The following is a 20,660-nucleotide window of genomic DNA, read 5'->3' as shown; positions in this document are numbered from 1 at the left end:
GCAACCGCTCCTCAGTGTCCGGCGAGGACGGTGTCCGAGATCTTCTCGGCCGTCATCAGGGTGGGGAAATTGGTGTTGGCGCAGGGCACCACCGGGAAGATCGAGGCATCGACCACGCGCAGTCCCTGAACGCCCCGCACCCGGCCCTGGGTGTCGACCACGGCCATAGGATCGTCGTCGCGACCCATGCGGCAGGTACAGGAGGCATGCCACACGCCGATCGCCGCCTTGCGCACGAAGGCCTCGAGCGCGTCATCGTCGTTCAGCACCTGATCGAAGGTGAAACCCTCGACCACGTAGTTTTCGATCATGTAGCGGCGCAGCGCCGCCGGGCCGTCGAGCATCGTCGCGACCAGCCGGGTCAGCCACTTGTTCTTGTTGTTGACGACACCGATCTGGCGCACCCGGTCGCTGTAGGAGGCCGGGAAGGGGACATCGGTCACCTGGCGCAGCGCATCGGTCATCTGCACCGCGGCCATGAGCTTGAAGCCGCTCATCAGCCGGTCGAGATCGCGCTTGTCCGACAGAAGATTGAACTCGACCAGGGGCTCGCTCCGCCAGTCGCGTGACGTGAGCTTGACCTGCCCGGTCTCGGAATAGGTCTTGTTGATGAAGGTGAGTAGCGAGGCGATCTGTTCGCCCACCGCGTGCCAGGCCGACTTGCTGACGACGGCCACGAACATGTCGCCCCTGGGGATGCCCGGCAGGTTCGACGAGTAGCGCAGGCCGACATGGATGTGGCGCCGCGTATGCTCGCGCAGCCGGGCGCCGCGCTTGATGAACGACGACAGCGCGATCGAGGGATGGTCCATCAGCCGCTGGCCGACGCCGGGCAGGGCGGACACGACGGGAATGCCGAGGTCGGTGAGCTGTCCAACGGGGCCGATGCCGGCGCGCATCAGGTGGGCCGGCGAATGGATGGCGCCGCTCGACAGGATCACCTCGCGGGCGCGGAATTCCTGGTCCTTGCCGGCGACCCGGGCCGTGACGCCGACGCACCGCGAGCCCTCGAACAGCAGCGACATGACCTGCGTTTCGGTCGAGATCGTCAGGTTGGGGCGCTTGCGGGTCTCGGCATCGAGATAGCCCATCGCCGCCGAGACTCGTCGCTCGTCGGCATTGGAATGGGTGACGGGAAAATAGCCGTCGACGAACTCGCCGTTCTGGTCGGGCAGGTATTTGAAGCCCTTTTCCTCGAAGGCGCGGCCGACGGCCTGGGCATGTCCGGCCCATTTCTCGCGCGGGATGCGCCGTACGGGGATGCGGCCGTCCTTGCCGTGCAGCGGCCCGTCGCAATCGAGGTCGCGCTCGACCTTCTTGAAATAGGGCAGCACGTCGTTCCAGCCCCAGCCGGCGGCGCCGCGAGATTCCCATTCGGCGTAGTCGGTGGGCGCGCCGCGATTGGCCATCTGGCCGTTGATCGACGAGCCGCCGCCCAGCACGCGCGCCTGCTCGTACTTGCGCAACGGCGGGCGGTTTTCCTGCGGGTTGTTGTGGCTGACCACCTGGGTATGGACCTTGAGGTCGGTCCAGTGGAAACGCGGATCGAAATAGGCCGTGCCGGAATAGCTGTCGGCGATTTCCTTCGGCTCCTGGCCCGGTGGCGTGTCCGGACCGGCCTCACAGAGCAGCACCTTCTTGGCGCTGCGGGCGGACAGCCGATGGGCCATGACCGAGCCTGCCGACCCGCCGCCGACGATGATGTAGTCGTACACTTGGCGTTTCCCCGTTTATTGCCGCCACGCTAGCACGGTTACGGACGGTTGCAGCAGTCCGCTTGCCGGAATCGGAGAAGCCTGCAATCGTCGAGAGAGGTAGCGAGGGAGGTTTCGTATGCCGGACGTTGCAGCCGCAATTGCCGCCTTGACCAGAATTGTCCCGCGCAAGGATCTGACGTGATGGCCCACGATCTCGTCATCCGGGGCGGCACGGTCGTCGACGGCTCCGGCACCAGGCGCTTCACGGCCGATGTCGGCATCAGGGACGGCATGATCGCCGAAGTCGGACGCATCACCGCCGCCGCTGGGCGCACGATCGACGCCGACGGGCTGATCGTCTCGCCGGGCTTCATCGACGGCCACACGCACATGGATGCGCAGGTCGCCTGGGATCCCCTCGGCAGCTGCTCGTGCTGGCACGGCGTCACGTCGGTGGTGATGAGCAATTGCGGCTTCGCCCTGGCCCCCTGCAAGCCCGAGGATCGCGACCTCTATGCGCGCTGCCTGTCGGCGGTTGAGGACATCCCGACCGAGGCGATGGCGGCCGGCATCGACTGGAGCTGGGAGACCTTCCCGGACTATCTCGCGACCGTGGAGCGCCTGCCCAAGGCCATCAACTACGGCATGTATATCGGCCACTCGGCGCTGCGCATGTACGCGATGGGCAAGCGGGCCTTCACCGAGGCGGCGACCGAGGACGAGATGGTCCGCATGGCCGATCTCGTGAAGGAGGCGCTGCGGGCAGGGGCCATGGGCTTCTCCAGTTCGCGCGCATCGACTCATGTGACGCCGGACAATACGCCGGTCGCCAGCCGGATCGCCGAGTGGGAGGAGATCGACCGCATCCTGGCGGCCATGGCCGAACTCGATGCCGGCATCTTCCAGGTGGGACCCGACGTCGCGAGCGGCCCGGCCCACCGCGCTTTCCTCGCACGGCTGCGTGAACTGGCGCTGGCCTACAAGCGTCCGGTCATGTTCGGCGTGCTGGCCACCAAGCAGGGCGACGATCCGACGGGATGGGCCTATCAGACGCGGTACATCGACGAGACGGTGGCCGCCGGTGGTCGGATGTACGGTCAGGGTACGACACGTTCGATCAATGCCATCTTCTCGCTCAAGTCCTACCTGCCGTTCGATGTGTTGCCGGCGTGGCGCAAGGTCCGTGATCTGCCGATGGAGGAGCAGAAGCGGCGCCTGGCCGATCCCGGGGTGCGGCGCGAACTGGTGGCGGCGGAAAGCAGGATGAAGCCGCGCGACAACGTCTTCCAGGGCGGAGGTGCGGCGACCACCGACCCGCGCAAGCCGGACTACGCCAATCTGTTCGTGATGCAGGGCGTCGACTGGGACGATCCGACGGTCGAGCAGCTCGCCCGGGCGCGCGGGCAGCATCCGGTCGAGGTCATGATCGACCTGTCGCTGGCCAACGAGAACCAGGTCTATGTCCAGCCGCTGGTCAACGAATCGCCGGACGACGTGCTCGGCATCCTGAAGCACGACCGCACGCTGGCGACCTTCTCCGATTCCGGCGCGCACGTCGCGCAGGAGATGGGCTCGTCGCTGCAGACGCATCTTCTCAGCTACTGGGTGCGCAAGCGCGGGGCCTTCACGCTCGAAGAGGCGGTGAAGAAGATCACCCGCGACAATGCCTTGGCCTGGGACCTGATCGACCGTGGCCTCGTTCGCGCGGGGCATCGCGCCGATCTCGTGCTGTTCGAAGAGGACCGTATCCGGCCGACCATGCCGACGGTCGAGCGCGACCTGCCGGGCGGCGCCCGCCGTCTCGTCCAGAAGGCGGAGGGCATCCGGGCGACCCTGGTGAACGGCGCCTTGGCTTTCGAGAACGGGGAGGCCACAGGCGCCTATGCCGGAACGGTCCTGAAGGGACGGCTTGGCCGCTGACCGGCTCTTGCCACTTCATCTGCCACGGTCCAAGAGGTTCTCGGGGGGGCTGGCGGGATCGATTGTCCTGTGGCCCATCTGTATGCGAGGCCGGGAGAGCCTGACAAGCCGCAATGGAACACACCGTCTACGACTATGAGAAGCATATCCCGGCAGGATTCTATGACAGGGTGTATCGGGAAGGAGCCGGCATACGCTTCAGCTGGCACGACCTGAAGTTCCGGACGGTCGCGGCCCGGCTCGGCACGCCAGGGCGTGTTCTCGATATCGGATGCGGTCCCGGCACCTTCATTGGAAACTATCTGCCGGGCGTCGAAGCGCTCGGCATCGACATCAGTGCCGCCCAGATCGACTACGCGACCCGCACCTATGGAAGTGCGACGCATCGCTTTTCCACGCAGTCGCTCGTCAGCCTTTCCGAGGCGGGCGAGCGCTACGATGCTGTGACGATGGTGGAGCTGATCGAACACCTGCCCCCCGACGCTGCGATCCGCCTGCTCTCCGAAGCCCGCGCCCTGCTAGCGCCCGGCGGCCTTCTCGTCGTGACAACGCCCAACTACCGGTCGCTCTGGCCGCTGATCGAACTGGGCGTCAACGCGGCGTCGCCGGTGAACTACGTCGAGCAGCACATCAACAAATACCGCCGAAGCCTGCTCGGCGAACATCTCGCTGCGGCCGGCTATCGCGATGTCTCGATCAGGACCGCCGTTGGCCTGGCGCCGTTCGCGGCCGTGTTCGGCCTGCGGGCGGCCAATGTCCTGAATGCTATCGAGACGCACGTGATGCATCTCGGCGCCGGAAATCTCCTGCTGGCCACGGCGCGGCCGTGACACGGCAGCAAGGGCTGATCTGCCTCGCCGCGGCCGCACTGATGCTGCTCGAGGTCGCCGTCCTGGAGTCGAGGCTCGCCTTTCTGGTCGCTGGCCTGCCGACGGCGGCAGTGGCGCTGGCGTTCGTCCATTGGATGGCGAGGCGGGACGGGAGAGGGCACGCTTCACTAATCTATGGCGTCGGCTTGCTCGGGGCCGTCGGCGGATATTGTTATCTCGCACTGGCGCCTTCGGGTGCGATCTCGCCTCAGGACGAAGTCATCGACTGGGGGCGGATGGACAAGCGCGCGCTGGTCTTCGGCTATCTCGGTATTGCGGCGTTTATCGCCTTTCACTGGCTCTGGGTCGCCTTCGTCCAGGGCACGGCCTCGGTCGCGCGTCCGCCGGGTGACGTGACCTCGTCGCGATGGCCTGTGCGACTCCAGGGCGCGCTCGGCATCGCGGTGCTGACCTACTGCTGGCTCGGCCTGCCGGCCCTGCGCAGCGCCGAGGTCGGCGGCGGGATGGGCCTGGCAAATTTCTATGACCTCCATGCGCACGTTCACCTGAGTGCGCTGCAGCAGATCAGACTCGGTGCGATTCCGTACCTCGAGGCGCAGACGCAATACGGACCCGGAAACCAGTTGCTCCTCCGCGAGCTGACGGACTTCGTGCACTTCAGCAACCACGGCTTCCTCGCCGCCAACCTTCTACTCAACGTCGCCTGCGTCGTTCTCTTCTTCGTCGTCGTTCAGCAGTTCCTCGGCTTCGGCTGGGCGGTGGCCGGGCTCGTCGCCTGGATACTCTGGCCGAGCCCGGCCGAGCGGATCGATCTGGCGGGTTGGGCCGTACTCACGCGGTGGATCGTGGTTGCCATCCTCGCGCTTTGGCTGGCCTGGCTGCTTCTGGGGGCCGGCGCCGGCCGGCGCGGCTGGCCGACGGTGGTGCTGGCGGGAATGCTCTGGGGGGCGGGCGGGTTCCTCAGCCAGGAGAACCTGAGCGGCGGTCTGCTCGTCCTGATCTTCTCGCTCGCCCTGTTTGGCCCGGCGTCCGGCATGACACCGCAGCGACTCGCGAAGTTCGCGGGCCTGTTCGTCCTCGCGGGCGGCGCCACCTTCGTGGCTCTGGTCTCGGCCTTCATGGGACCGGCACACCTCTTCGAGGTGGTTTCGCGCGCAAATGCGAAGTCCAGCCTGGTGATGGCCGGCGTCTCCAACTCGATTTGGTCCGACAATCTCGGTCTGCAGTTTGCCTGGAACATCGTCAACGGACGGCTGCAAACCGACTTGCGAGTCGCCGGCGAGTTCCGGGAGCTCATCCTCACCTACGCTCTGGTGTTCGTCCTGCTGCTGGCGATCGGCCTGCTGGCTGCGTTCCTCGGACGGCGGTGGAGAACGGCCGACGAGCCGACGCGGGCGTTCTGCGCCAAGTTCGCGGGCGTCGCGGTAGGGGCCTTCGTGCTCCATCTCTTTTCGCTGCTGCGCTCCGACACGTCGCATCTGGCGGGCCCGTCGTTCCTTCTGGGCCTGTTCCTGCTGATGCTGCCGGTCTATCTCTGGCGCTGCCTGGCGCCCGGCACGGCACGGACGGTGCTGATGGTCATGTCGGTGGCGATTATCGCCGAGGCTCTGGTTTCCGGTCGGCTCGAGGTCGAGCGCAGGGTGGCCGGCCTCGGCGGCGTCTGGCGAGACTCCAGGGCCGCACTCGATCTCTATGATGAGCTTCGCAGCCATCGGAGCGACGTTTCCGATCTGGCGGGGCTCTACTCGCCGCTGCCCAGAGTGCAGGCAGCCTTTCGCAACCACCCGGATTTCGCGGAAGTCGACGAGTTCTTCGGCCTGTTGCGCGACCGTCTCAAGGGCCGGGCCGTGGAGCTCGGATCCTACAGGTTCGACGATCTCGTCGCCCATCCCGACACGGCCTATTTCCTGGGCGGGCTGCGCTCGCTCTCCGGCATCACCTCGCCAAAGAACAGCCTCTGGCTGCGGTCCGAGCAGGAGGCCTGGATCGCCCGGGTCGCCGGGATGCGCAGCGGTTGCCTGTTCTTCAACGCCGCTTCCAACAAGCAGCTGGTCGACGCCTGGATGCGCTCGCTGAAGCCGCCCCAGATCATGGAGATCGAGCCGATCGCAGGCCGGCGCGAGTACGGCACGCTGGCCTGCAAGGTGAGCTCCCAGGAGTAGAGCCGTTGAGGGTCAGGGGCAGGGGCAGGTTTACTTGGCACATCGGGCGTCCCATCCTGATCCCTTGGGAAAGAGGACGCGAATGGCACGGCAGCAGCGCACACAAGTGGGGATCATCGGCGCGGGACCGGCAGGTTTGCTGCTGGCGCGGCTGCTGAAACTGAACGGGATCGAGAGTGTCATCCTCGAGGACAGGTCGCGGGCTTACGTCGAGGCCCGCATCCGTGCCGGCGTTCTCGAGCACGGCACCGTCAAGCTTCTGGAGGAGGCAGGCGTGGCGGAGCGCCTGCACCGCGAGGGGCTGGTCCACGAGGGGGTCGAACTCGGACTGGACGGCGGGCGCTTCCGCATCGACCTGGCCGGGCTGACGGATAAGACCATCACGGTCTACGGCCAGAGCGAGGTGGTGCAGGACCTGATCGCGGCCCGCCTGGCCGGCGATGGGCCGATCGTCTGGGAGGCGGCGGACGTCACTCTGCATGACTTCGAGACGGACCGGCCGCGGCTGACCTACCGGGCTGGCGGCGTCGATCACGAACTGGCCTGCGATTTCATTGCCGGCTGCGACGGCTTCCGGGGCGCGAGCCGCTCCTCTCTGCCTGCGGCGAGCCTCCGCATCTATGAGCAGGAGTACCCGTTCGGCTGGCTCGGTATCCTGGCCGACGTGCCGCCGTGCTCTGACGAGCTGATCTACGCCAGCCATCCGCGCGGCTTTGCGCTGGCCTCGATGCGTTCCCATACGCGCAGTCGCTACTATATCCAGTGCGACCGGCACGAGAAGCTGGAGGACTGGCCCGACGACCGGCTGTGGGTTGAGCTGAAGCAGCGCCTCGGCCCGGACGTCGCGCGCCATGTCACCACGGGCCCCGCGATCGAGAAGAGCATCACGGGACTGCACAGCTTCGTCTGCTTGCCGATGCGACACGGCCGGCTCTTTCTCGCCGGCGACGCCGCCCACATCGTGCCGCCGACCGGCGCGAAGGGCCTCAACCTGGCGGCTTCCGACATCCACTATCTGTCGCGGGCGCTCGTCTCGCACTATGCCCGGAACGACAGCACTCTGCTCGGCGCCTATAGCGACCGGGCGTCGGCGCGCGTGTGGAAGGCCGAGCGCTTCTCATGGTGGCTCACCCTGCTGATGCACAAGGTTCATCCGGAAGGGAGCTTCGCCGAGCAGATGCAGCGGGCCGAGATCGACTACCTGCTGTCCTCGCCGGCCGGCCAGACGGTGTTCGCAGAGAACTACGTCGGCCTGCCGTTCTGAGAAGCCGAGTGTCTAGGCGAGTTCCCTGCGCACGATCGCCGCGCCTTCGCTCAGGGCCTTGAGCTTTCCGAAGGCGGTGGCGCGCGGCAGGTACTTCATGCCGCAATCGGGCGCGGGCAGGAGCTTGTCTGGGCCGACATGCTTCAGGCCGGCGCGGATGCGCCCGGCGACCGTCTCGGGCGTCTCGACCGCGGGATCGCTGAGGTCGATCACGCCCAGCATCACCTTCTTGGGCGCCAGGTCCTTCAGCACGCCGAGGTCGAGCTTGGGCTGCGCCGACTCGATGGAAATCTGCTGGGCGATCGTGTCGGAGAGCTGGGGCAGGAAGGAATAGCCGGTGGGCTTCAGGCCGGTCACCACGGCGGCGTAGCCGAAGCAGAGGTGGATGACCGTTGGCACGGTGATGCCTTCCAGCGCCCGGTTGATCGCCTTCACCGCATAGCGCTTGGCTTCTTCCGGGTTATTGCGCAGCCAGGGCTCGTCGAGCTGGATCACGTCGGCGCCGGCCTTGACCAGTTCGTGGGCCTCCTCGTTGACCGCGGCGGCGTAGTCCATGCACATCGCCTCGGCATCCTTGTAATACTCGTCCTTCACCTGCTGGCCCATCGTGAAGGGGCCGGGAAGGGTTATCTTGGCCAACCGCTCGGTATTGGCGCGCAGGAACTGCATGTCGCGCAGCTCGACCGGTCCGGTCCGCCGGATCTTGCCCACGATCCGGGGCACGGGTGTGCGGTTGCCGCTGCGGTTCACGATCTCCGCCGGGTTCTCGTCGTCGATGCCCTCCAGCGCCGTCGCGAAACGGTTGGAGTAGCTCTCGCGGCGCATCTCGCCATCGGTGATGACGTCGATCCCGGCGCGCTCCATGTCGCGGATGGCGAGCAACGTGGCGTCGTCCTGCGCCTGCTCCAGCCAGGGCTCTGGCACACGCCACATGTCCTTCACGCGCGTACGTGGCACGCCCTTGCTCAGCAGCTGGCGATCGACCAGCCAGTCGGGTTGGGGATAGGAGCCGACCACGGTGGTCTGGAGGAGCGTTTCGCCCATTGTTCAATTCCATTTTCAGCGAACTTCGATTGCCCGACAGTCTGCGACCCGATTAAGTCCCTGTCCATGTTCGCACGCATACTGTTGCTGCTGGTTCTGGTCGTCGTCGGATCCTGCAGCGGGGATTTGCCCAGCAGTTCGGTAGATGACGCTCAGGCCGAACGTACCTTTGGCCTTCTGCGATCTTCGACCTCGCTCGCCGCTCTAATGCGCGACCGCGACATCCGCCCGCTGGACCTGTCGATGCCAGACCCGCTGCAGCAGCTGCAGCGCGAACTCGCCAAGAGCGACCCGGCGGGGGGCTTTGCCGGCATCACCTACGATCTGACGCGCGGTAACATCCTGGTGGTCGACTGGCTTTTGCAGACTCCCAACCGCTGGGGCCGCAGGGCCGACGATCTCACCTGGTTCGAGATGGGCTGCAAGGATTGCGAGGTCGACATCTCGCTGCCGGCCTGCAGCACGGATGCCGATTGCAGAGGCGGCACCTGCACCGCGATCTGGCCACGCACGCCCGGTCTGCGAACCGCAGCGCGGAAAGTGTGCCTCGGCCATTCGGATGCGCTGCCGCTGCGGATCCACGACTTGGTGGCCAGCGCCCGCCAGAGCGTCGACATCGTCGAACTGCAACCTGCGCCGAACGGAAGGTTTACAGCTGCGCTCCGGGCCGCCATCGCCGAGCTGGCGTTCAGCCGCCGCAAGGTCGAGGTTCGCATCCTCATCGGGCAGTTCCCGCCCAAGGGCGTCGATGCGGCGGCGATCCTCAACGAGCTGATCGAGACCGCGCGCAACATCCCGGGTTCCCAGGTCACCGTCAGCGTCTCGGCAATGAGGAGCTGCACGGTTCTGGAGTCCTGCAACAGCTTCTCCTGGAATCACGGCAAGTTCATCGTGGCGGACGGGCGCGAGGCGATCGTCGGCGGGCACAATCTGTGGACCGAAGACTACCTCACCGACAATCCCGTCCACGATCTTTCCATGCAGGTGCGAGGGCCGGCCGCGGCCAGCGCATCGCGCTTCGCCGATCGTCTGTGGAGCTACGTCTGCTCCAATCTGGACCACAAGGAATCCATTTCGTTGGTGAGCTACGCGCCCGGCGGGAGTAACTCCGAACCGCGTTGTCCCGCAGCGCTCGCGACCCGCCGCGCACCTGCGGGCACGGGGAGCGTCGAGATCATGGGCATCGGCCGGCTGGGCGCCGGTATCACCGAAGATTTCGCCAACCAGAGCGAGCTGGCGCGCGACCTGATGTTCGGGGCCGCCCGCAGGACCATCCGCGTCTCACAGCAGGATCTCGGCTTCCGTCTCGGGCGCTCCGACACCCTGTTTCCGGAGAACGCGCTCGACGAGATGATCGACCTGATGGAGCGGGGCGGCGACGTCTATGTCGTTCTGTCCAACCCGGGATCGATCGGCAATGGCGGAAGCCCCTATCACAACGATGTGCCGTTGCGGGCGGTGGCGAAGCGCCTCAAGGACAATGTGCAGAAGCGCATCGATACAGCCGATCCGAGGTCGCGCTATGCCGTTCGCAACGGCCCCGATCCGGTGAACGCACTGCTGTGCAGCCGCTTCCACCTGGCGCCCTTCCGCTTCGGACCGGACGATTCCTGGCCCGGCGGCAAGACCATCTCCAATCATGCCAAGCTCTGGATGGTCGACGACCGGATCTTCTACATCGGCTCCGACAACATGTACCCGGTGAACCTGCAGGAGTTCGGCTACATCGTCGACGACCGCAAGGCGGCCGACACGCTGATCGAGTCCTACTGGAACCCGCTTTGGCAGTGGTCCAGCCGCGCCGCCGTCTCAGGCGAAGGGGTCGAGAAGTGCATCTTCCGAGACATAATCAAGTGAGCGACGTCAGGCGTTCGTCAGGCAAGGCGCGCATTATTCCGGGATGAAAAATCGCATGAAAATTCTGATCGCCAGCCTGGTCCTGATCCTGCCGATCGCCGCGTCGGCTGCCCCGGACGACGTGGCTTACTGCAAGTCCCTGGCCGCGACATACGAGACTCTCCTCATGAAGAGAGGCGCCGGTCGCGGCGGGATCCAGAACGGGCTCGAAACCAGCGTCGCGCTCGACCAGTGCAAGAACGGCAACCCGGCGGGCATTCCCGTCCTCGAGCAGAAGCTGCGCGACCTGAAGATCGAACTTCCGCCGCGCAGCTGAGTATCCCGCTAGGCGCCGACCGGGTCGATTGGCGTCACGAGACCCTCGCAGGCCTCGATGACCTCGCCGGCATCGAGGCAGAGATCCTCGCGGTTGCGCATCGACATGATCTGCACGCCGGTGCGGAGCTTGCCGTGGCTGCCGACCGGCACCGCCAGGCCCGGCAGCCCGAGCAGCGGGGCGATCAGCGCGGAGCGCATCGACTCCAGAACCTCACGCTGCCCTTCGGGCGTGATGTCCGCCACCTGCTTGGGCGGCAGGTCGCACAGGGTCGGGAAGATGACCAGGGGCCACTGCTGGAAAAAGGTCATCCAGCGGAAGGCAAGCGCCTCGCGCTCCGTCAGCGCCGCGACATAGGTCGCGAGATTCACCGGCTTGTGGATCGACAGCCAGGCCTGCATGGCGGCGATGCCGTCGGGATCGCCCATCTTCTGCATGGCAGGCCACAGACCGCCAAACACGTCGGTGACGCAGATCTGGTGCCACAGCTCGACGCCCCGCTCGATGTCCGGCGGCAGCACCTCCTCGACCATGTAGCCCGCGCTGTGGAGATGCCTGCCGGCCAGCCGCACCGCCTCGACCTGGGCCGGATGACTTTTGCCGCCCGGCACTTCCGGCACGATCGCGACCTTGATGGGGCGTGCGGGAACAGGGCCGCGCATCGGCACGTCGTTCCAGCGCCAGTCGCGCCGGTCGCCGCGGGCCATCACCTCGAGGGCGAGGCGGGCGTCTCGCACCGTACGGGTATGGGGACCCTGCGTTGCCATCAGGACGGCGCCGATCGGTCGACCCGCCGCGGCTCCTGTCGGATTGAAGGCGGGGATGCGGGCGAAACCCGTCCGGAGTCCGACCACGCCGTTGCAGTAGGCAGGAATGCGCACCGAACCGCCGATATCGTTGCCATGGGCGATGGCGCCGATGCCGGTCGCGGTCGCAGCACCCGCGCCGCCGCTCGAGCCGCCCGGCGTCACGCTGGGATCGCGTGGATTGAGCGTGCGTCCGTGCAGGGCGTTGTCGGAGAAGATGCGCATCGAGAAGGCCGGTGCATTGGTGCGGCCCACGATGATCGCGCCGGCATGCTTCAGGTTGGCCACCACCGGGCTGTCTTCCTGCGCGATCAGGTCCTTCAGCGGGATGACGCCGTTGTCGGTCGGCAGGCCCGCCTGGTCGACGTTGATCTTGGTCGTGACCGGGACGCCGTGCAGCGGCGGCAGGGCATGGCCGCGCGCGCGCGCCGCGTCGGCCGTCTCGGCTTCGGCGCGGGCTTCTCTCTCGAGCACCCGAACCACGGCGTTGATGGCGGGATTCACCTTGTGCAGGCGGGCAAGCACGGAATCGACCGCCTCCCGCGCCGAGGCCTGTCCCGTGCGGATCAAACGCGCCAGGTCGGTCGCGTCGTACTGCCAAAGCTCCATGATACCCTCGCTCAACTCTTACCCAGTTCCATGGCGAAGAAGATCATGTTGCCGTCGATATCCGCAATGGCGAAGTCGCGCAGTCCGTAATCCTGGTCCCTCGGCGCATTGAGGAGCTTCGCGCCGCGCTTCACGAGATCGGCGTGCAGCGCGTCGACATCGTCGACATAGATGCTGACGGCACCGTGGCCAGGCGGTCGTGGCGCCTGCGCCGCCGAGATCAGGTGCAGGGACACCTCACCGGAGCAGAGGCCGACATAGAAGGTCGGCGAGCCGTATTCGAAGGCGATGTCGAACCCGACATGGTCGCGATAGTAGGCCAGGCTGGCGGCGGCGTCCGTGACGGTGAAGATGGTGGTGCTGCCGTGCATCATTTCCTTTGCCCCTTCGTCACGTGTTTCTGGAAGGCGAGGAGGGCGCTGGAGGGGAGCATGTCGCGCCGGCGCACGAAGACGGTCTGTACTTGCGCTTCGGCCGCGGGCAGTCGGTGCGCGCGGATCTTCCCGCCGCGCCACGTGGGGCCGATCAGGGCACGCGGCATCAGCGAGATGCCAAGGCCGGCGGAAACGGCCCCCAGGATCGCCTCGAGCGTGCCGAATTCCAGCCGCCGAAGACCGACCACGCCGCGTCGCGCCAGCAGCTCCTCCAGTCGCTGGCGATAGGAGCAACCGGCCCGCAGGATGACGAGGCGCAGGTCGGGCCGCTGCAGCGCCGCCGCCAGCGTCGTTTCCGTCGGTGCGCTGAGCAGGGCCAGCTCCTCGGTGAAGGCCGAAGTCGAGACCAGTTGCGGATGCAAGACCGGGCCGCAGACAAACGCACCTTCCAATTCGCGGCCCAGCACGCGCTCGACCATTTCAGCCGTCGTGCCGGTCCGCAGCACGAGGTCGACCCCGGGATGAGCCTGCACGAAGGAGGCGAGCAGGGGCGAGAGGCGCAGGGCGGCCGTCGTCTCCAGGGAGCCGACGGTGAGCGTCCCCCGTGGCGCGCCGTCGTCGCGGGCGGCACGGCCGGCTTCGTCGAGCAGCGCATCGACTCTCGTCGCATAGGGCATCAGCCGTTCGCCGGCCGCTGTAAGGCGGGCTCCGGCGCGGCTGCGCTCGAAGAGGGTGACGCCGAGCGCCTCCTCGAGGCGTCGCACGCGCTGCGTGACGTTGGATTGCACGGTGTTCAGCTCGCGCGCGGCGCGGCCCATGCCGCCGAGGCGGGCGACAGATTCGAAGGTGGCAAGGTCCCTAGCATCCATTGCATCAGAATATCAGATGACCTCGATTAGGATAAATCGCTAATTGAAATGCGGGCGCGTGGCCTAAACTGTCGGCACAACAAGGAGAGAACAGCCATGCAATGGCAGGACCGCCGCCTTCTCGACCTCTTCGGAATCGATCATCCCATCATCCAGGCGCCGATGGCGGGCGTGACGTCGCCGCAGATGGCGATCGCGACGTCCGAGGCCGGTGCGCTGGGATCGATTGCCGGCGCGATGCTGACCCTGGAAGGCCTGCGTCAGGAATTCCAGGTGGTGAAGCAGGGGACGGCCCGGCCGTTCAACGTGAACTTCTTCGTGCACAAGTCGCCGACGGTGGACGCGGCGCGTGACGCGGCGTGGCGCAAGAAGCTCGCGGGCTACTACGACGAGCTGGGTGTGCCTGCCGGGACCAAGGGTCCGTCGCGCGCCGCCTTCGACGCGGCGGCCTGCGATCTGGTGCTGGAGTTCAAGCCCAGGGTCGCCAGCTTTCACTTCGGCCTTCCCGATAAGTCCCTGATGCAGCGCCTTAAGGGGGCGGGCATCTTGATCATCGGCTCGGCGACGACGGCCGAGGAGGCGTGCTGGCTGGAGTCCGAGGGCGCCGATGCCGTCATCGCGCAGGGCGCCGAGGCCGGCGGCCATCGCGGCATGTTCCTCACGGACGACGTCTCGCGTCAGGCCGGGACGATGGCGCTGGTGCCGCAGGTCGTGGACGCGGTGAAGGTCCCGGTGATCGCCGCCGGCGGCATCGGTGACGGACGTGGCATCGCGGCGGCGCTGGCGCTGGGCGCGGCGGGCGCCCAGATCGGCACGGCCTTCATGTTGACGCCGGAAGCGCGCACCGGCGTACTGCATCGCGCGGCACTGAAGAAGGCCAATGACAACAGCACGACCCTCACCAACGTGTTCACCGGCCGTCCCGCGCGCGGCATCGTGAACCGCATCGTGAGCGAGCTGGGACCGATGAGCGCCGACGCGCCGGCCTTCCCGCTGACCGCGGAGGCGACGCAGCCGCTGCGCGGGCCGGCCGAGGCCAAGGGCTCGACCGACTTCACGCCGTTGTGGAGCGGGCAGGCGCCGACCCTGGCGCGCGAGATGCCGGCCGGCGAACTGGTGCAGACAATGGTGCGCGAGACCGCGGTGGCGCTCGGCCGCTTGCGCGGCTGACCGCCCTCGACGTCAGCGGCGTCTGGAGGTGCGTCTGCCGGCTTTTGGTGCCACGGACGATTCTGCGGCCTGCGCCTTGCGGACGTGTTTGCGAATCAGATCGATGAAAGCGCGCGCCGCCGGCGGTAGCGTGCGCTCCCGCTTCCAGGCGACGCCCATTTCGACCGAGGGCAGCTTCCTGATCCACGGCAGATGCAGGAGCGCGAAGCGCTTGGCGGCGATGCCGGCCGCAATCTGCGTCGCATGGCCGAGGCTGATCGCGTCGGTTTCGGCCACGATATCGCTGGCACTGCGGAACGACGACACGGCGATCGACGGCAGCACACCCCCGCCGCGCTCGTCGATCCTCATGCCGCTGTCGATGTCGGCGATGAACGACATGCGCGACAACGACATGCCCGGCATCACCAGCGGGTAGTTGCGCAGGTCGACGGGCTGCGGATTGGGCCGTGCCAGCAGCGGGTGGCCGGCGCGGCAGAAATAAACGCCTTGAAGCAGGCCGAGGCTGTCGACGCGGAGCGACCGCATGTCCCGCAGGGCGAGCACATCGGCTACGGCAAAGTCTGCCTGGTCGGATAACAGGGACGACAGCGCCGCGGTCCACTCGCGTTCCAGGATTTCGAGGCGGATCGCAGGATTGGCCTTGATGAGGTCGATCGCCGCGGGCTGGACCGCGATGTCATCCATGTAGGCACCGGCGACGACACGCAGCCGCCCGCCGCGACCGTCCCTCAGCAGTTCGAGTCGGTTCGAGAGCGACTCGGCGCGACCGACCAGTTCGTCGGCCATCTTGAGCACGTCTTCACCTGCCGGCGTCGGCACCACGTCGCGGTGCGAGCGTTCGAACAGCTTCATGCCGAGTTGCTTCTCGAGGGCGGCGATGTTCCGGCTGAGCGTCGGCTGGCTGATGTTCAGGGCCGCTGCGGCCTGTCCAAAGTGGCGGTGCCTCGCGAGCACGAGCGCGTGGTGCAGCAACTTCAGATCGATGTTCATTCAAGAACTGTATCGATCCCAATCTTGTTTTGCATCGACAATGAGAACAGTTTTCCAGATCATACAAAAGGGGAAGCCATGGGCGGAAACAAGATCGGGCGCCTGTTGTCGGCGGCGGCGCTCCTCGTGGGCCTAGCGGGCGGGGTTGTCCCGGCACGAGCCCAGACGCCAGCGAAGCCCAATATCCTGGTCATCATGGGCGACGACATCGGCTACTGGAATATCAGCGCCTACAACCGCGGCATGATGGGCTACCGCACGCCCAACATAGACCGCATCGCCCGCGAAGGCGCGATTTTCACGGACTACTACGGCCAGCAATCCTGCACCGCCGGCCGCGCCGCCTTCATCACCGGCCAGTCGCCGATCCGCACCGGCCTGCTCAAGGTTGGCCTGCCGGGCGCGCCCGAGGGCCTGTCCGAGAAGGATCCGACCATTGCCGACCTGCTGAAGCCGCAGGGCTACATGACCGGCCAGTTCGGCAAGAACCATCTCGGCGACCGCAACGACTTCCTGCCGACCGTGCACGGTTTCGACGAGTTCTTCGGCAATCTCTATCACCTCAATGCCGAGGAGGAGCCGGAGAACATCGACTATCCCAAGGATCCGACGTTCAAGGCAAAGTACGGCCCGCGCGGCGTTCTGAAATGCGTCGCCACGGCCACCGAGACGCCGGGCGAGGATCCGCGCTTCGGCAAGTGGGGCAAGCAGAAGTGCGAGGATACCGGCCCGCTCACCAAGAAGCGCATGGAGACGGTGGACGAGGAATTCGTCGCGGCGTCCCTCGACTTCATCGACCGTGCCAAACGCGACAAGAAGCCGTTCTTCGCCTGGGTCAATTCCAGTCGCATGCACATCTGGACGCATCTCAAGCCGTCGTCCGAGGGCAAGACCGGTCTGGGCGTCGTCGCCGACGGCATGGTCGAGCATGACGGCCAGGTCGGCCAGCTGCTGAAGAAGCTCGACGATCTCAAGATCGCCGACAACACCATCGTGATCTACACGACCGACAATGGCGCCGAGGTCATGAGCTGGCCCGACGGCGGCACCACGCCGTTCCGCGGCGAGAAGAACACCAACTGGGAGGGCGGTTACCGCGTGCCGGCCATGGTGCGCTGGCCGGGCCTGGTGAAGCCAGGCACCGAGATCAACGAGGTGTTCTCGGCCGAGGACTGGTTGCAGACCCTGCTGGCCTCGGTTGGCGAGACCGATCTCGGGGCGAAGCTGAAGCAGGGCGCCACCTTCGGGCCCAAGAGCTTCAAGGTCCATCTCGACGGCTACGACCAGCGAGAGCTCTTGAAGAACGGCACGGGCAGCGCCCGCAAGGAGTTCTTCTACTGGACCGACGATGGCGGCCTGGCCGGGCTGCGCTACGACAAGTGGAAACTGGCCTTCATGGAGCAGCGCAAGCACGGCTTCGACGTGTGGCAGGATCCGATGGTGACCTTGCGCGTGCCGAAGCTGTTCGACCTGAAGGCGGATCCGTTCGAGCGCGCCGACCATGAGGGCATGGGCTACGGGCGCTGGCGCATCGACCGCATCTACCTGCTGGTGCCGGCGCAGGCCTACGTCACGAATTTCATCAAGACGCTGGTCGAATTCCCGCCGCGCCAGAAGCCGGGCTCGTTCAACCTCGAGGGCGTGCTGCAGAAGCTCACCTCGCCGCCGCAGGACGCGAACTAGAGAGTTAAACGCCGGGGAGAGGGCGTCCGGCCGTCCGCGTCGCATAGCGGACGGCCGGCGAGGCGTGTAGGACTTCGGCCATGAATAGCGTCGCTGGAACCAGCTCGCCGCACCTTGGGATGGTCCGGATTCCCGGCGGCACGTTCCGCATGGGCTCCGACCATCACTATGCCGAGGAGAAGCCGGCTCACACCGTGACGGTCGGCGGCTTCTGGATCGATGCCACACCGGTCACGAATGCGCAGTTCAAGGCCTTCGTCCAGGCGACGGGGTACGTCACCTGGGCCGAGATCGATCCCGATCCGAAGGACTATCCCGGCGCGCGCCCCGGGATGCTCAAGGCCGGCGGCCTGGTGTTCACGCCGCCCTCGAAGCCGGTCGATCTCACCGACTGGAGCCAGTGGTGGCGGTTCACCTTCGGCGCCACCTGGCGGCGGCCCTATGGCAAGGGCAGCCATATCGGCGGGCTCGACGACCATCCTGTGGTGCAGGTCGCCTTCCGGGATGCCGAGGCCTATGCAAGATGGGCCGGCAAGGAGCTGCCAACCGAAGCGGAGTGGGAGTTCGCCGCGCGCGGCGGGCTCGACGGCGCGGAGTTCGCCTGGGGCCACGAACTCACCCCGGGCGGCACGCATATGGCCAATACTTGGCAGGGCGCCTTTCCCCACGAGAACAGCCGCGCGGACGGCTACGCACGGACCTCTCCCGTGAAGGCCTATCCGGCCAACGGCTACGGCGTGCACGACATGATCGGCAATGTCTGGGAATGGACCGCGGACTGGTATGCCGCCCAACACGCCCCCGACGCCGCCAAGGCCTGCTGCGTGCCGGAAAATCCGCGCGGTGCGACGCTGGAGCAGAGCTACGATCCGCGCGACGCGGTGCAAATCCCGCGCAAGGTCCTCAAGGGCGGCTCCCATCTCTGCGCCCCGAGCTACTGCAAGCGCTATCGTCCCGCCGCGCGTCACGCCGAGCAGGTTGATACCACCACCAGCCATGTCGGCTTCCGCTGCATCGTGCGGGGCCGGCCGGCGGGCGACCTCGGATCCGATCCGGGTGTCAGCCGCGCGCGGGAATGACCGCGTCGAGCAGCCGGTCGACGAAGGCGCGCGTGATCGGGGCGTGCCCCATCAGCAGGCGATAGAAGAGCGGCCCGAAGATCAGGTCGAGCGTCAGCTCCATGTCGTCCGGCGCCTCGATCGCCCCGTCGGCGATGCAGCGGTCCAGCAGGGCGCGTGTCGCGTCTCGATTGCGGGCGATGAATTCGTTGCTGAAGGCCTTGGCGAGTTCGGTCTCCGATTGAGCCGCGGCCACCATGGCCGCGACGCTGCGACCGGTAGGGGCGGCGAAGGCGTCGGCCAGGGCATGGAGCTGGGCACGCAGGGCCGAGAGTGGGGTGCGCGGCGCCCTTGCGGCCTCATCGGCCCCGGTGGCTTCCAGGAAGGCCGCCATCGCGACCGCGGGCGCGTTCGGCCAGTAGCGATAGATCGTTGGGCGGCTAACGCGCGCCTTCTGGGCGATCGCTTCGATCGTGACGGCTGTCAGCCCGCCGCGTCCCAGCAGATCGCGCGCCGCGACCAGGATCGCGGCACGGGTGCGCGGATCGCGGGGACGGCCGCGCGCCGGTTGGGTTGAGGAGGGTTGACGGGACATCTATTAACGTTACGATACGTAACGTAATATAACACAGGTGATGCCATGGCCGCAAAGACCGCGACATCGGGTCAGACCGTCAAAGCTCACATGACCGTGCACGACGCGAAAGCTGCGATCGATTTCTACGCAAAGGCCTTCGGGGCGGTGGAACTGTTCCGCCTTGTCGAGCCGGCGGGTCGCGTCGGCCATGCCGAAATCCGCATCGGCGACACGGTGCTGATGATGAACGACGAATATCCCGACTTCGGCGCGCGGAGCCCGGGCGCCATCGGCGGGTCTCCCGTGGCGTTCCACATCGCCGTGCCCGATGCCGACAAGGCCGTTGAGCGCGCGGTGGCCGCCGGGGCCACCCTGGTGCGGCCGGTGCAGGATCAGTTCTACGGCGACCGCTCCGGCATGGTCGCCTGTCCGTTCGGCTATCGCTGGTTCCTGGCCGCGTCGCAGGAGGCGGTGAGCCCGGAAGAGATGCAGAAGCGCTGGACGAAGATGCTTGAGGGCGGCCAGGGCCCAGGTTAGGCCGAGGCCGCGACGCTGTCCTCGATCCAGGCGGCATAGGCCGGAGCGACATGCATCATCGGGAAGGCGTGGATCGCCGGCACCTCGTAAGGATGCAGGTCGAGGATCGCGCGCTCGACGGCGGCGTAGTGCTCGTCGAGCGTCTTGAACAGGATGCGATATTCCTTGCCGGTCTCGAGGGCGCCCTTCCAGGTATAGACGCTCTCGATGCGGGAGATCTGGGCGCAGGCGGCAAGCTTCGCTTCCACAATCGCCCGCGCGAGCATGCGGGCGTCCTTTCGGCTGGCGACGGTGGTGACGACGGCAATGGCGGTCATGGCGATCTCTTCCGATCCCGGCGTTACGCTTGTGGGCGGGCTGAAGTAAACTGACACGGACATTGGGTAGACCATTTTCCGCTCGGGCGGAAAGGGTGCAGCGGGACGCAGGCGGAGAAATCCATGGCGAATTCGGCCGAGTTGGAACTGTTCGAGACGGCGCTGGCCGAGGCGCAGCAGGGCTTTGACGAGAAGGGGATCCCCATCGGTTCCATCCTCGTCGAGGATGGTCGCATCGTCGGCCGCGGTCACAACAAGCGCGTCCAGGAGGGCGATGCCATCGCCCATGGCGAGATGGATTGCCTGCGCCAGGCTGGCCGTCGGCGGAGTTATCGCAACACGACACTGTTCACGACGCTCAGCCCCTGCATGATGTGCTCGGGCACGATCGTGCAGTTCAAGATCCCGAGGGTGGTGATCGGCGAGAACCAGACCTTCGGCGGCAACGAGGACTTCCTGCGGTCCCGTGGCGTCGAAGTCGTCGTCCTGAACGACCTGCGCTGCATCAGCCTGATGAAGCGCTTCCAGGACGAGTATCCCGACACCTGGGCAGAGGATATCGGCGAGGACGGCTGAG

19 protein-coding genes are annotated in these 20,660 nt (G+C 66.6%); 11 read left to right on the top strand and 8 right to left on the bottom strand.

What is annotated here, in order from left to right; translation table 11 throughout:
- Nucleotides 1–11 precede the first annotated feature (11 nt).
- Nucleotides 12–1,715 (bottom strand): GMC family oxidoreductase, encoded by a 1,704-nt coding sequence (locus ACO07I_RS03435; protein ID WP_422014329.1) that lies wholly within the window; start codon nucleotides 1,713–1,715, stop codon nucleotides 12–14.
- Nucleotides 1,716–1,898: 183 nt separating this feature from the next.
- Between ACO07I_RS03435 and ACO07I_RS03430 the strand changes: the two genes are divergently transcribed.
- The 4 genes from ACO07I_RS03430 to pobA all read left to right on the top strand — a co-directional run bounded on the left by ACO07I_RS03430 (nucleotide 1,899) and on the right by pobA (nucleotide 7,873).
- The gene (locus ACO07I_RS03430; RefSeq protein WP_422014327.1) at nucleotides 1,899–3,617 is read left to right on the top strand and encodes an N-acyl-D-amino-acid deacylase family protein; all 1,719 of its coding nucleotides are present in this window, start codon (nucleotides 1,899–1,901) and stop codon (nucleotides 3,615–3,617) included.
- A 113-nt stretch (nucleotides 3,618–3,730) separates the two neighbouring features.
- Nucleotides 3,731–4,447 carry a class I SAM-dependent methyltransferase gene (locus ACO07I_RS03425; protein WP_422014325.1) on the top strand — a complete coding sequence of 239 codons (717 nt, stop codon included), beginning with the start codon at nucleotides 3,731–3,733 and terminating at the stop codon, nucleotides 4,445–4,447.
- Nucleotides 4,444–6,609, top strand: a complete 2,166-nt coding sequence (locus ACO07I_RS03420) for a hypothetical protein (RefSeq protein ID WP_422014323.1) — start codon at nucleotides 4,444–4,446, stop codon at nucleotides 6,607–6,609. The genes ACO07I_RS03425 and ACO07I_RS03420 overlap by 4 nt, the downstream gene beginning before the upstream one ends.
- Before the next feature lie 82 nt (nucleotides 6,610–6,691).
- Entirely contained in the window at nucleotides 6,692–7,873 is a 1,182-nt protein-coding gene (pobA, locus tag ACO07I_RS03415) for a 4-hydroxybenzoate 3-monooxygenase (RefSeq protein WP_422014321.1), read from the top strand.
- A 12-nt stretch (nucleotides 7,874–7,885) separates the two neighbouring features.
- Here the strand turns inward: pobA and ACO07I_RS03410 are convergent, their stop codons facing one another.
- On the bottom strand, nucleotides 7,886–8,917 hold the full coding sequence (locus ACO07I_RS03410) for a 5-methyltetrahydropteroyltriglutamate--homocysteine methyltransferase (protein WP_422014319.1): 1,032 nt from the start codon (nucleotides 8,915–8,917) through the stop codon (nucleotides 7,886–7,888).
- A gap of 66 nt (nucleotides 8,918–8,983) precedes the next feature.
- Here ACO07I_RS03410 and ACO07I_RS03405 point away from each other — a divergent pair, with 66 nt between their 5' ends.
- Both ACO07I_RS03405 and ACO07I_RS03400 read left to right on the top strand, forming a co-directional pair.
- Complete coding sequence (locus ACO07I_RS03405) at nucleotides 8,984–10,774, top strand: hypothetical protein (RefSeq protein ID WP_422014317.1); 1,791 nt, start codon at nucleotides 8,984–8,986, stop codon at nucleotides 10,772–10,774.
- Between the two features lie 55 nt (nucleotides 10,775–10,829).
- Complete coding sequence (locus ACO07I_RS03400; RefSeq protein ID WP_422014315.1) at nucleotides 10,830–11,090, top strand: hypothetical protein; 261 nt, start codon at nucleotides 10,830–10,832, stop codon at nucleotides 11,088–11,090.
- 8 nt (nucleotides 11,091–11,098) lie between these two features.
- Here the strand turns inward: ACO07I_RS03400 and ACO07I_RS03395 are convergent, their stop codons facing one another.
- From ACO07I_RS03395 to ACO07I_RS03385, 3 genes are read right to left on the bottom strand one after another with little or no spacing between them, the layout of a single operon-like run.
- Nucleotides 11,099–12,505, bottom strand: coding sequence for an amidase (locus ACO07I_RS03395; protein ID WP_422014313.1), 1,407 nt, complete (start codon nucleotides 12,503–12,505; stop codon nucleotides 11,099–11,101).
- Between the two features lie 11 nt (nucleotides 12,506–12,516).
- Nucleotides 12,517–12,879, bottom strand: coding sequence for a VOC family protein (locus ACO07I_RS03390; RefSeq protein WP_422014311.1), 363 nt, complete (start codon nucleotides 12,877–12,879; stop codon nucleotides 12,517–12,519).
- Complete coding sequence (locus ACO07I_RS03385; RefSeq protein ID WP_422014309.1) at nucleotides 12,876–13,748, bottom strand: LysR substrate-binding domain-containing protein; 873 nt, start codon at nucleotides 13,746–13,748, stop codon at nucleotides 12,876–12,878. The genes ACO07I_RS03390 and ACO07I_RS03385 overlap by 4 nt, the downstream gene beginning before the upstream one ends.
- 96 nt (nucleotides 13,749–13,844) lie before the next feature.
- Here ACO07I_RS03385 and ACO07I_RS03380 point away from each other — a divergent pair, with 96 nt between their 5' ends.
- Complete coding sequence (locus ACO07I_RS03380) at nucleotides 13,845–14,918, top strand: NAD(P)H-dependent flavin oxidoreductase (RefSeq protein WP_422014307.1); 1,074 nt, start codon at nucleotides 13,845–13,847, stop codon at nucleotides 14,916–14,918.
- Between the two features lie 12 nt (nucleotides 14,919–14,930).
- Here ACO07I_RS03380 and ACO07I_RS03375 read toward each other — a convergent pair whose 3' ends face one another.
- Entirely contained in the window at nucleotides 14,931–15,911 is a 981-nt protein-coding gene (locus ACO07I_RS03375) for a LysR family transcriptional regulator (protein WP_422014305.1), read from the bottom strand.
- Between the two features lie 78 nt (nucleotides 15,912–15,989).
- Here ACO07I_RS03375 and ACO07I_RS03370 point away from each other — a divergent pair, with 78 nt between their 5' ends.
- Both ACO07I_RS03370 and ACO07I_RS03365 read left to right on the top strand, forming a co-directional pair.
- Complete coding sequence (locus ACO07I_RS03370) at nucleotides 15,990–17,594, top strand: arylsulfatase (RefSeq protein ID WP_422014303.1); 1,605 nt, start codon at nucleotides 15,990–15,992, stop codon at nucleotides 17,592–17,594.
- Between the two features lie 80 nt (nucleotides 17,595–17,674).
- On the top strand, nucleotides 17,675–18,673 hold the full coding sequence (locus ACO07I_RS03365; protein ID WP_422014301.1) for a formylglycine-generating enzyme family protein: 999 nt from the start codon (nucleotides 17,675–17,677) through the stop codon (nucleotides 18,671–18,673).
- On the opposite strand, the gene ACO07I_RS03360 is transcribed toward ACO07I_RS03365, so the two are convergent.
- On the bottom strand, nucleotides 18,654–19,247 hold the full coding sequence (locus ACO07I_RS03360) for a TetR/AcrR family transcriptional regulator (protein WP_422014299.1): 594 nt from the start codon (nucleotides 19,245–19,247) through the stop codon (nucleotides 18,654–18,656). The genes ACO07I_RS03365 and ACO07I_RS03360 overlap by 20 nt on opposite strands.
- Before the next feature lie 45 nt (nucleotides 19,248–19,292).
- Between ACO07I_RS03360 and ACO07I_RS03355 the strand changes: the two genes are divergently transcribed.
- On the top strand, nucleotides 19,293–19,766 hold the full coding sequence (locus tag ACO07I_RS03355; RefSeq protein ID WP_422014297.1) for a VOC family protein: 474 nt from the start codon (nucleotides 19,293–19,295) through the stop codon (nucleotides 19,764–19,766).
- Here the strand turns inward: ACO07I_RS03355 and cutA are convergent.
- Complete coding sequence (gene cutA, locus ACO07I_RS03350; protein WP_422014295.1) at nucleotides 19,763–20,083, bottom strand: divalent-cation tolerance protein CutA; 321 nt, start codon at nucleotides 20,081–20,083, stop codon at nucleotides 19,763–19,765. The two genes, ACO07I_RS03355 and cutA, sit on opposite strands and share 4 nt — an antisense overlap.
- Before the next feature lie 123 nt (nucleotides 20,084–20,206).
- Here cutA and ACO07I_RS03345 point away from each other — a divergent pair, with 123 nt between their 5' ends.
- Nucleotides 20,207–20,659, top strand: coding sequence for a nucleoside deaminase (locus tag ACO07I_RS03345; RefSeq protein WP_422014293.1), 453 nt, complete (start codon nucleotides 20,207–20,209; stop codon nucleotides 20,657–20,659).
- The last annotated feature ends 1 nt before the right edge of the window (nucleotide 20,660 follow it).

Origin of the sequence: Reyranella sp., assembly GCF_965227665.1 — a bacterium.
Lineage (GTDB): Bacteria > Pseudomonadota > Alphaproteobacteria > Reyranellales > Reyranellaceae > Reyranella.
The sequence above is the reverse complement of the archived record's forward strand: the minus strand, read 5'-3'. Positions and strand labels throughout refer to the sequence as shown.

Coding starts and splice junctions, on each gene's coding strand:
- ACO07I_RS03430 (WP_422014327.1), top strand. CDS start 1,899: ATGGCCCACGATCTCGTCATCCGGGGCGGCACGGTCGTCGACGGCTCC.
- ACO07I_RS03425 (WP_422014325.1), top strand. CDS start 3,731: ATGGAACACACCGTCTACGACTATGAGAAGCATATCCCGGCAGGATTC.
- pobA (WP_422014321.1), top strand. CDS start 6,692: ATGGCACGGCAGCAGCGCACACAAGTGGGGATCATCGGCGCGGGACCG.
- ACO07I_RS03410 (WP_422014319.1), bottom strand. CDS start 8,917: ATGGGCGAAACGCTCCTCCAGACCACCGTGGTCGGCTCCTATCCCCAA.
- ACO07I_RS03405 (WP_422014317.1), top strand. CDS start 8,984: ATGTTCGCACGCATACTGTTGCTGCTGGTTCTGGTCGTCGTCGGATCC.
- ACO07I_RS03400 (WP_422014315.1), top strand. CDS start 10,830: ATGAAAATTCTGATCGCCAGCCTGGTCCTGATCCTGCCGATCGCCGCG.
- ACO07I_RS03395 (WP_422014313.1), bottom strand. CDS start 12,505: ATGGAGCTTTGGCAGTACGACGCGACCGACCTGGCGCGTTTGATCCGC.
- ACO07I_RS03390 (WP_422014311.1), bottom strand. CDS start 12,879: ATGATGCACGGCAGCACCACCATCTTCACCGTCACGGACGCCGCCGCC.
- ACO07I_RS03385 (WP_422014309.1), bottom strand. CDS start 13,748: ATGGATGCTAGGGACCTTGCCACCTTCGAATCTGTCGCCCGCCTCGGC.
- ACO07I_RS03380 (WP_422014307.1), top strand. CDS start 13,845: ATGCAATGGCAGGACCGCCGCCTTCTCGACCTCTTCGGAATCGATCAT.
- ACO07I_RS03375 (WP_422014305.1), bottom strand. CDS start 15,911: ATGAACATCGATCTGAAGTTGCTGCACCACGCGCTCGTGCTCGCGAGG.
- ACO07I_RS03370 (WP_422014303.1), top strand. CDS start 15,990: ATGGGCGGAAACAAGATCGGGCGCCTGTTGTCGGCGGCGGCGCTCCTC.
- ACO07I_RS03365 (WP_422014301.1), top strand. CDS start 17,675: ATGAATAGCGTCGCTGGAACCAGCTCGCCGCACCTTGGGATGGTCCGG.
- ACO07I_RS03360 (WP_422014299.1), bottom strand. CDS start 19,247: ATGTCCCGTCAACCCTCCTCAACCCAACCGGCGCGCGGCCGTCCCCGC.
- ACO07I_RS03355 (WP_422014297.1), top strand. CDS start 19,293: ATGGCCGCAAAGACCGCGACATCGGGTCAGACCGTCAAAGCTCACATG.
- cutA (WP_422014295.1), bottom strand. CDS start 20,083: ATGACCGCCATTGCCGTCGTCACCACCGTCGCCAGCCGAAAGGACGCC.
- ACO07I_RS03345 (WP_422014293.1), top strand. CDS start 20,207: ATGGCGAATTCGGCCGAGTTGGAACTGTTCGAGACGGCGCTGGCCGAG.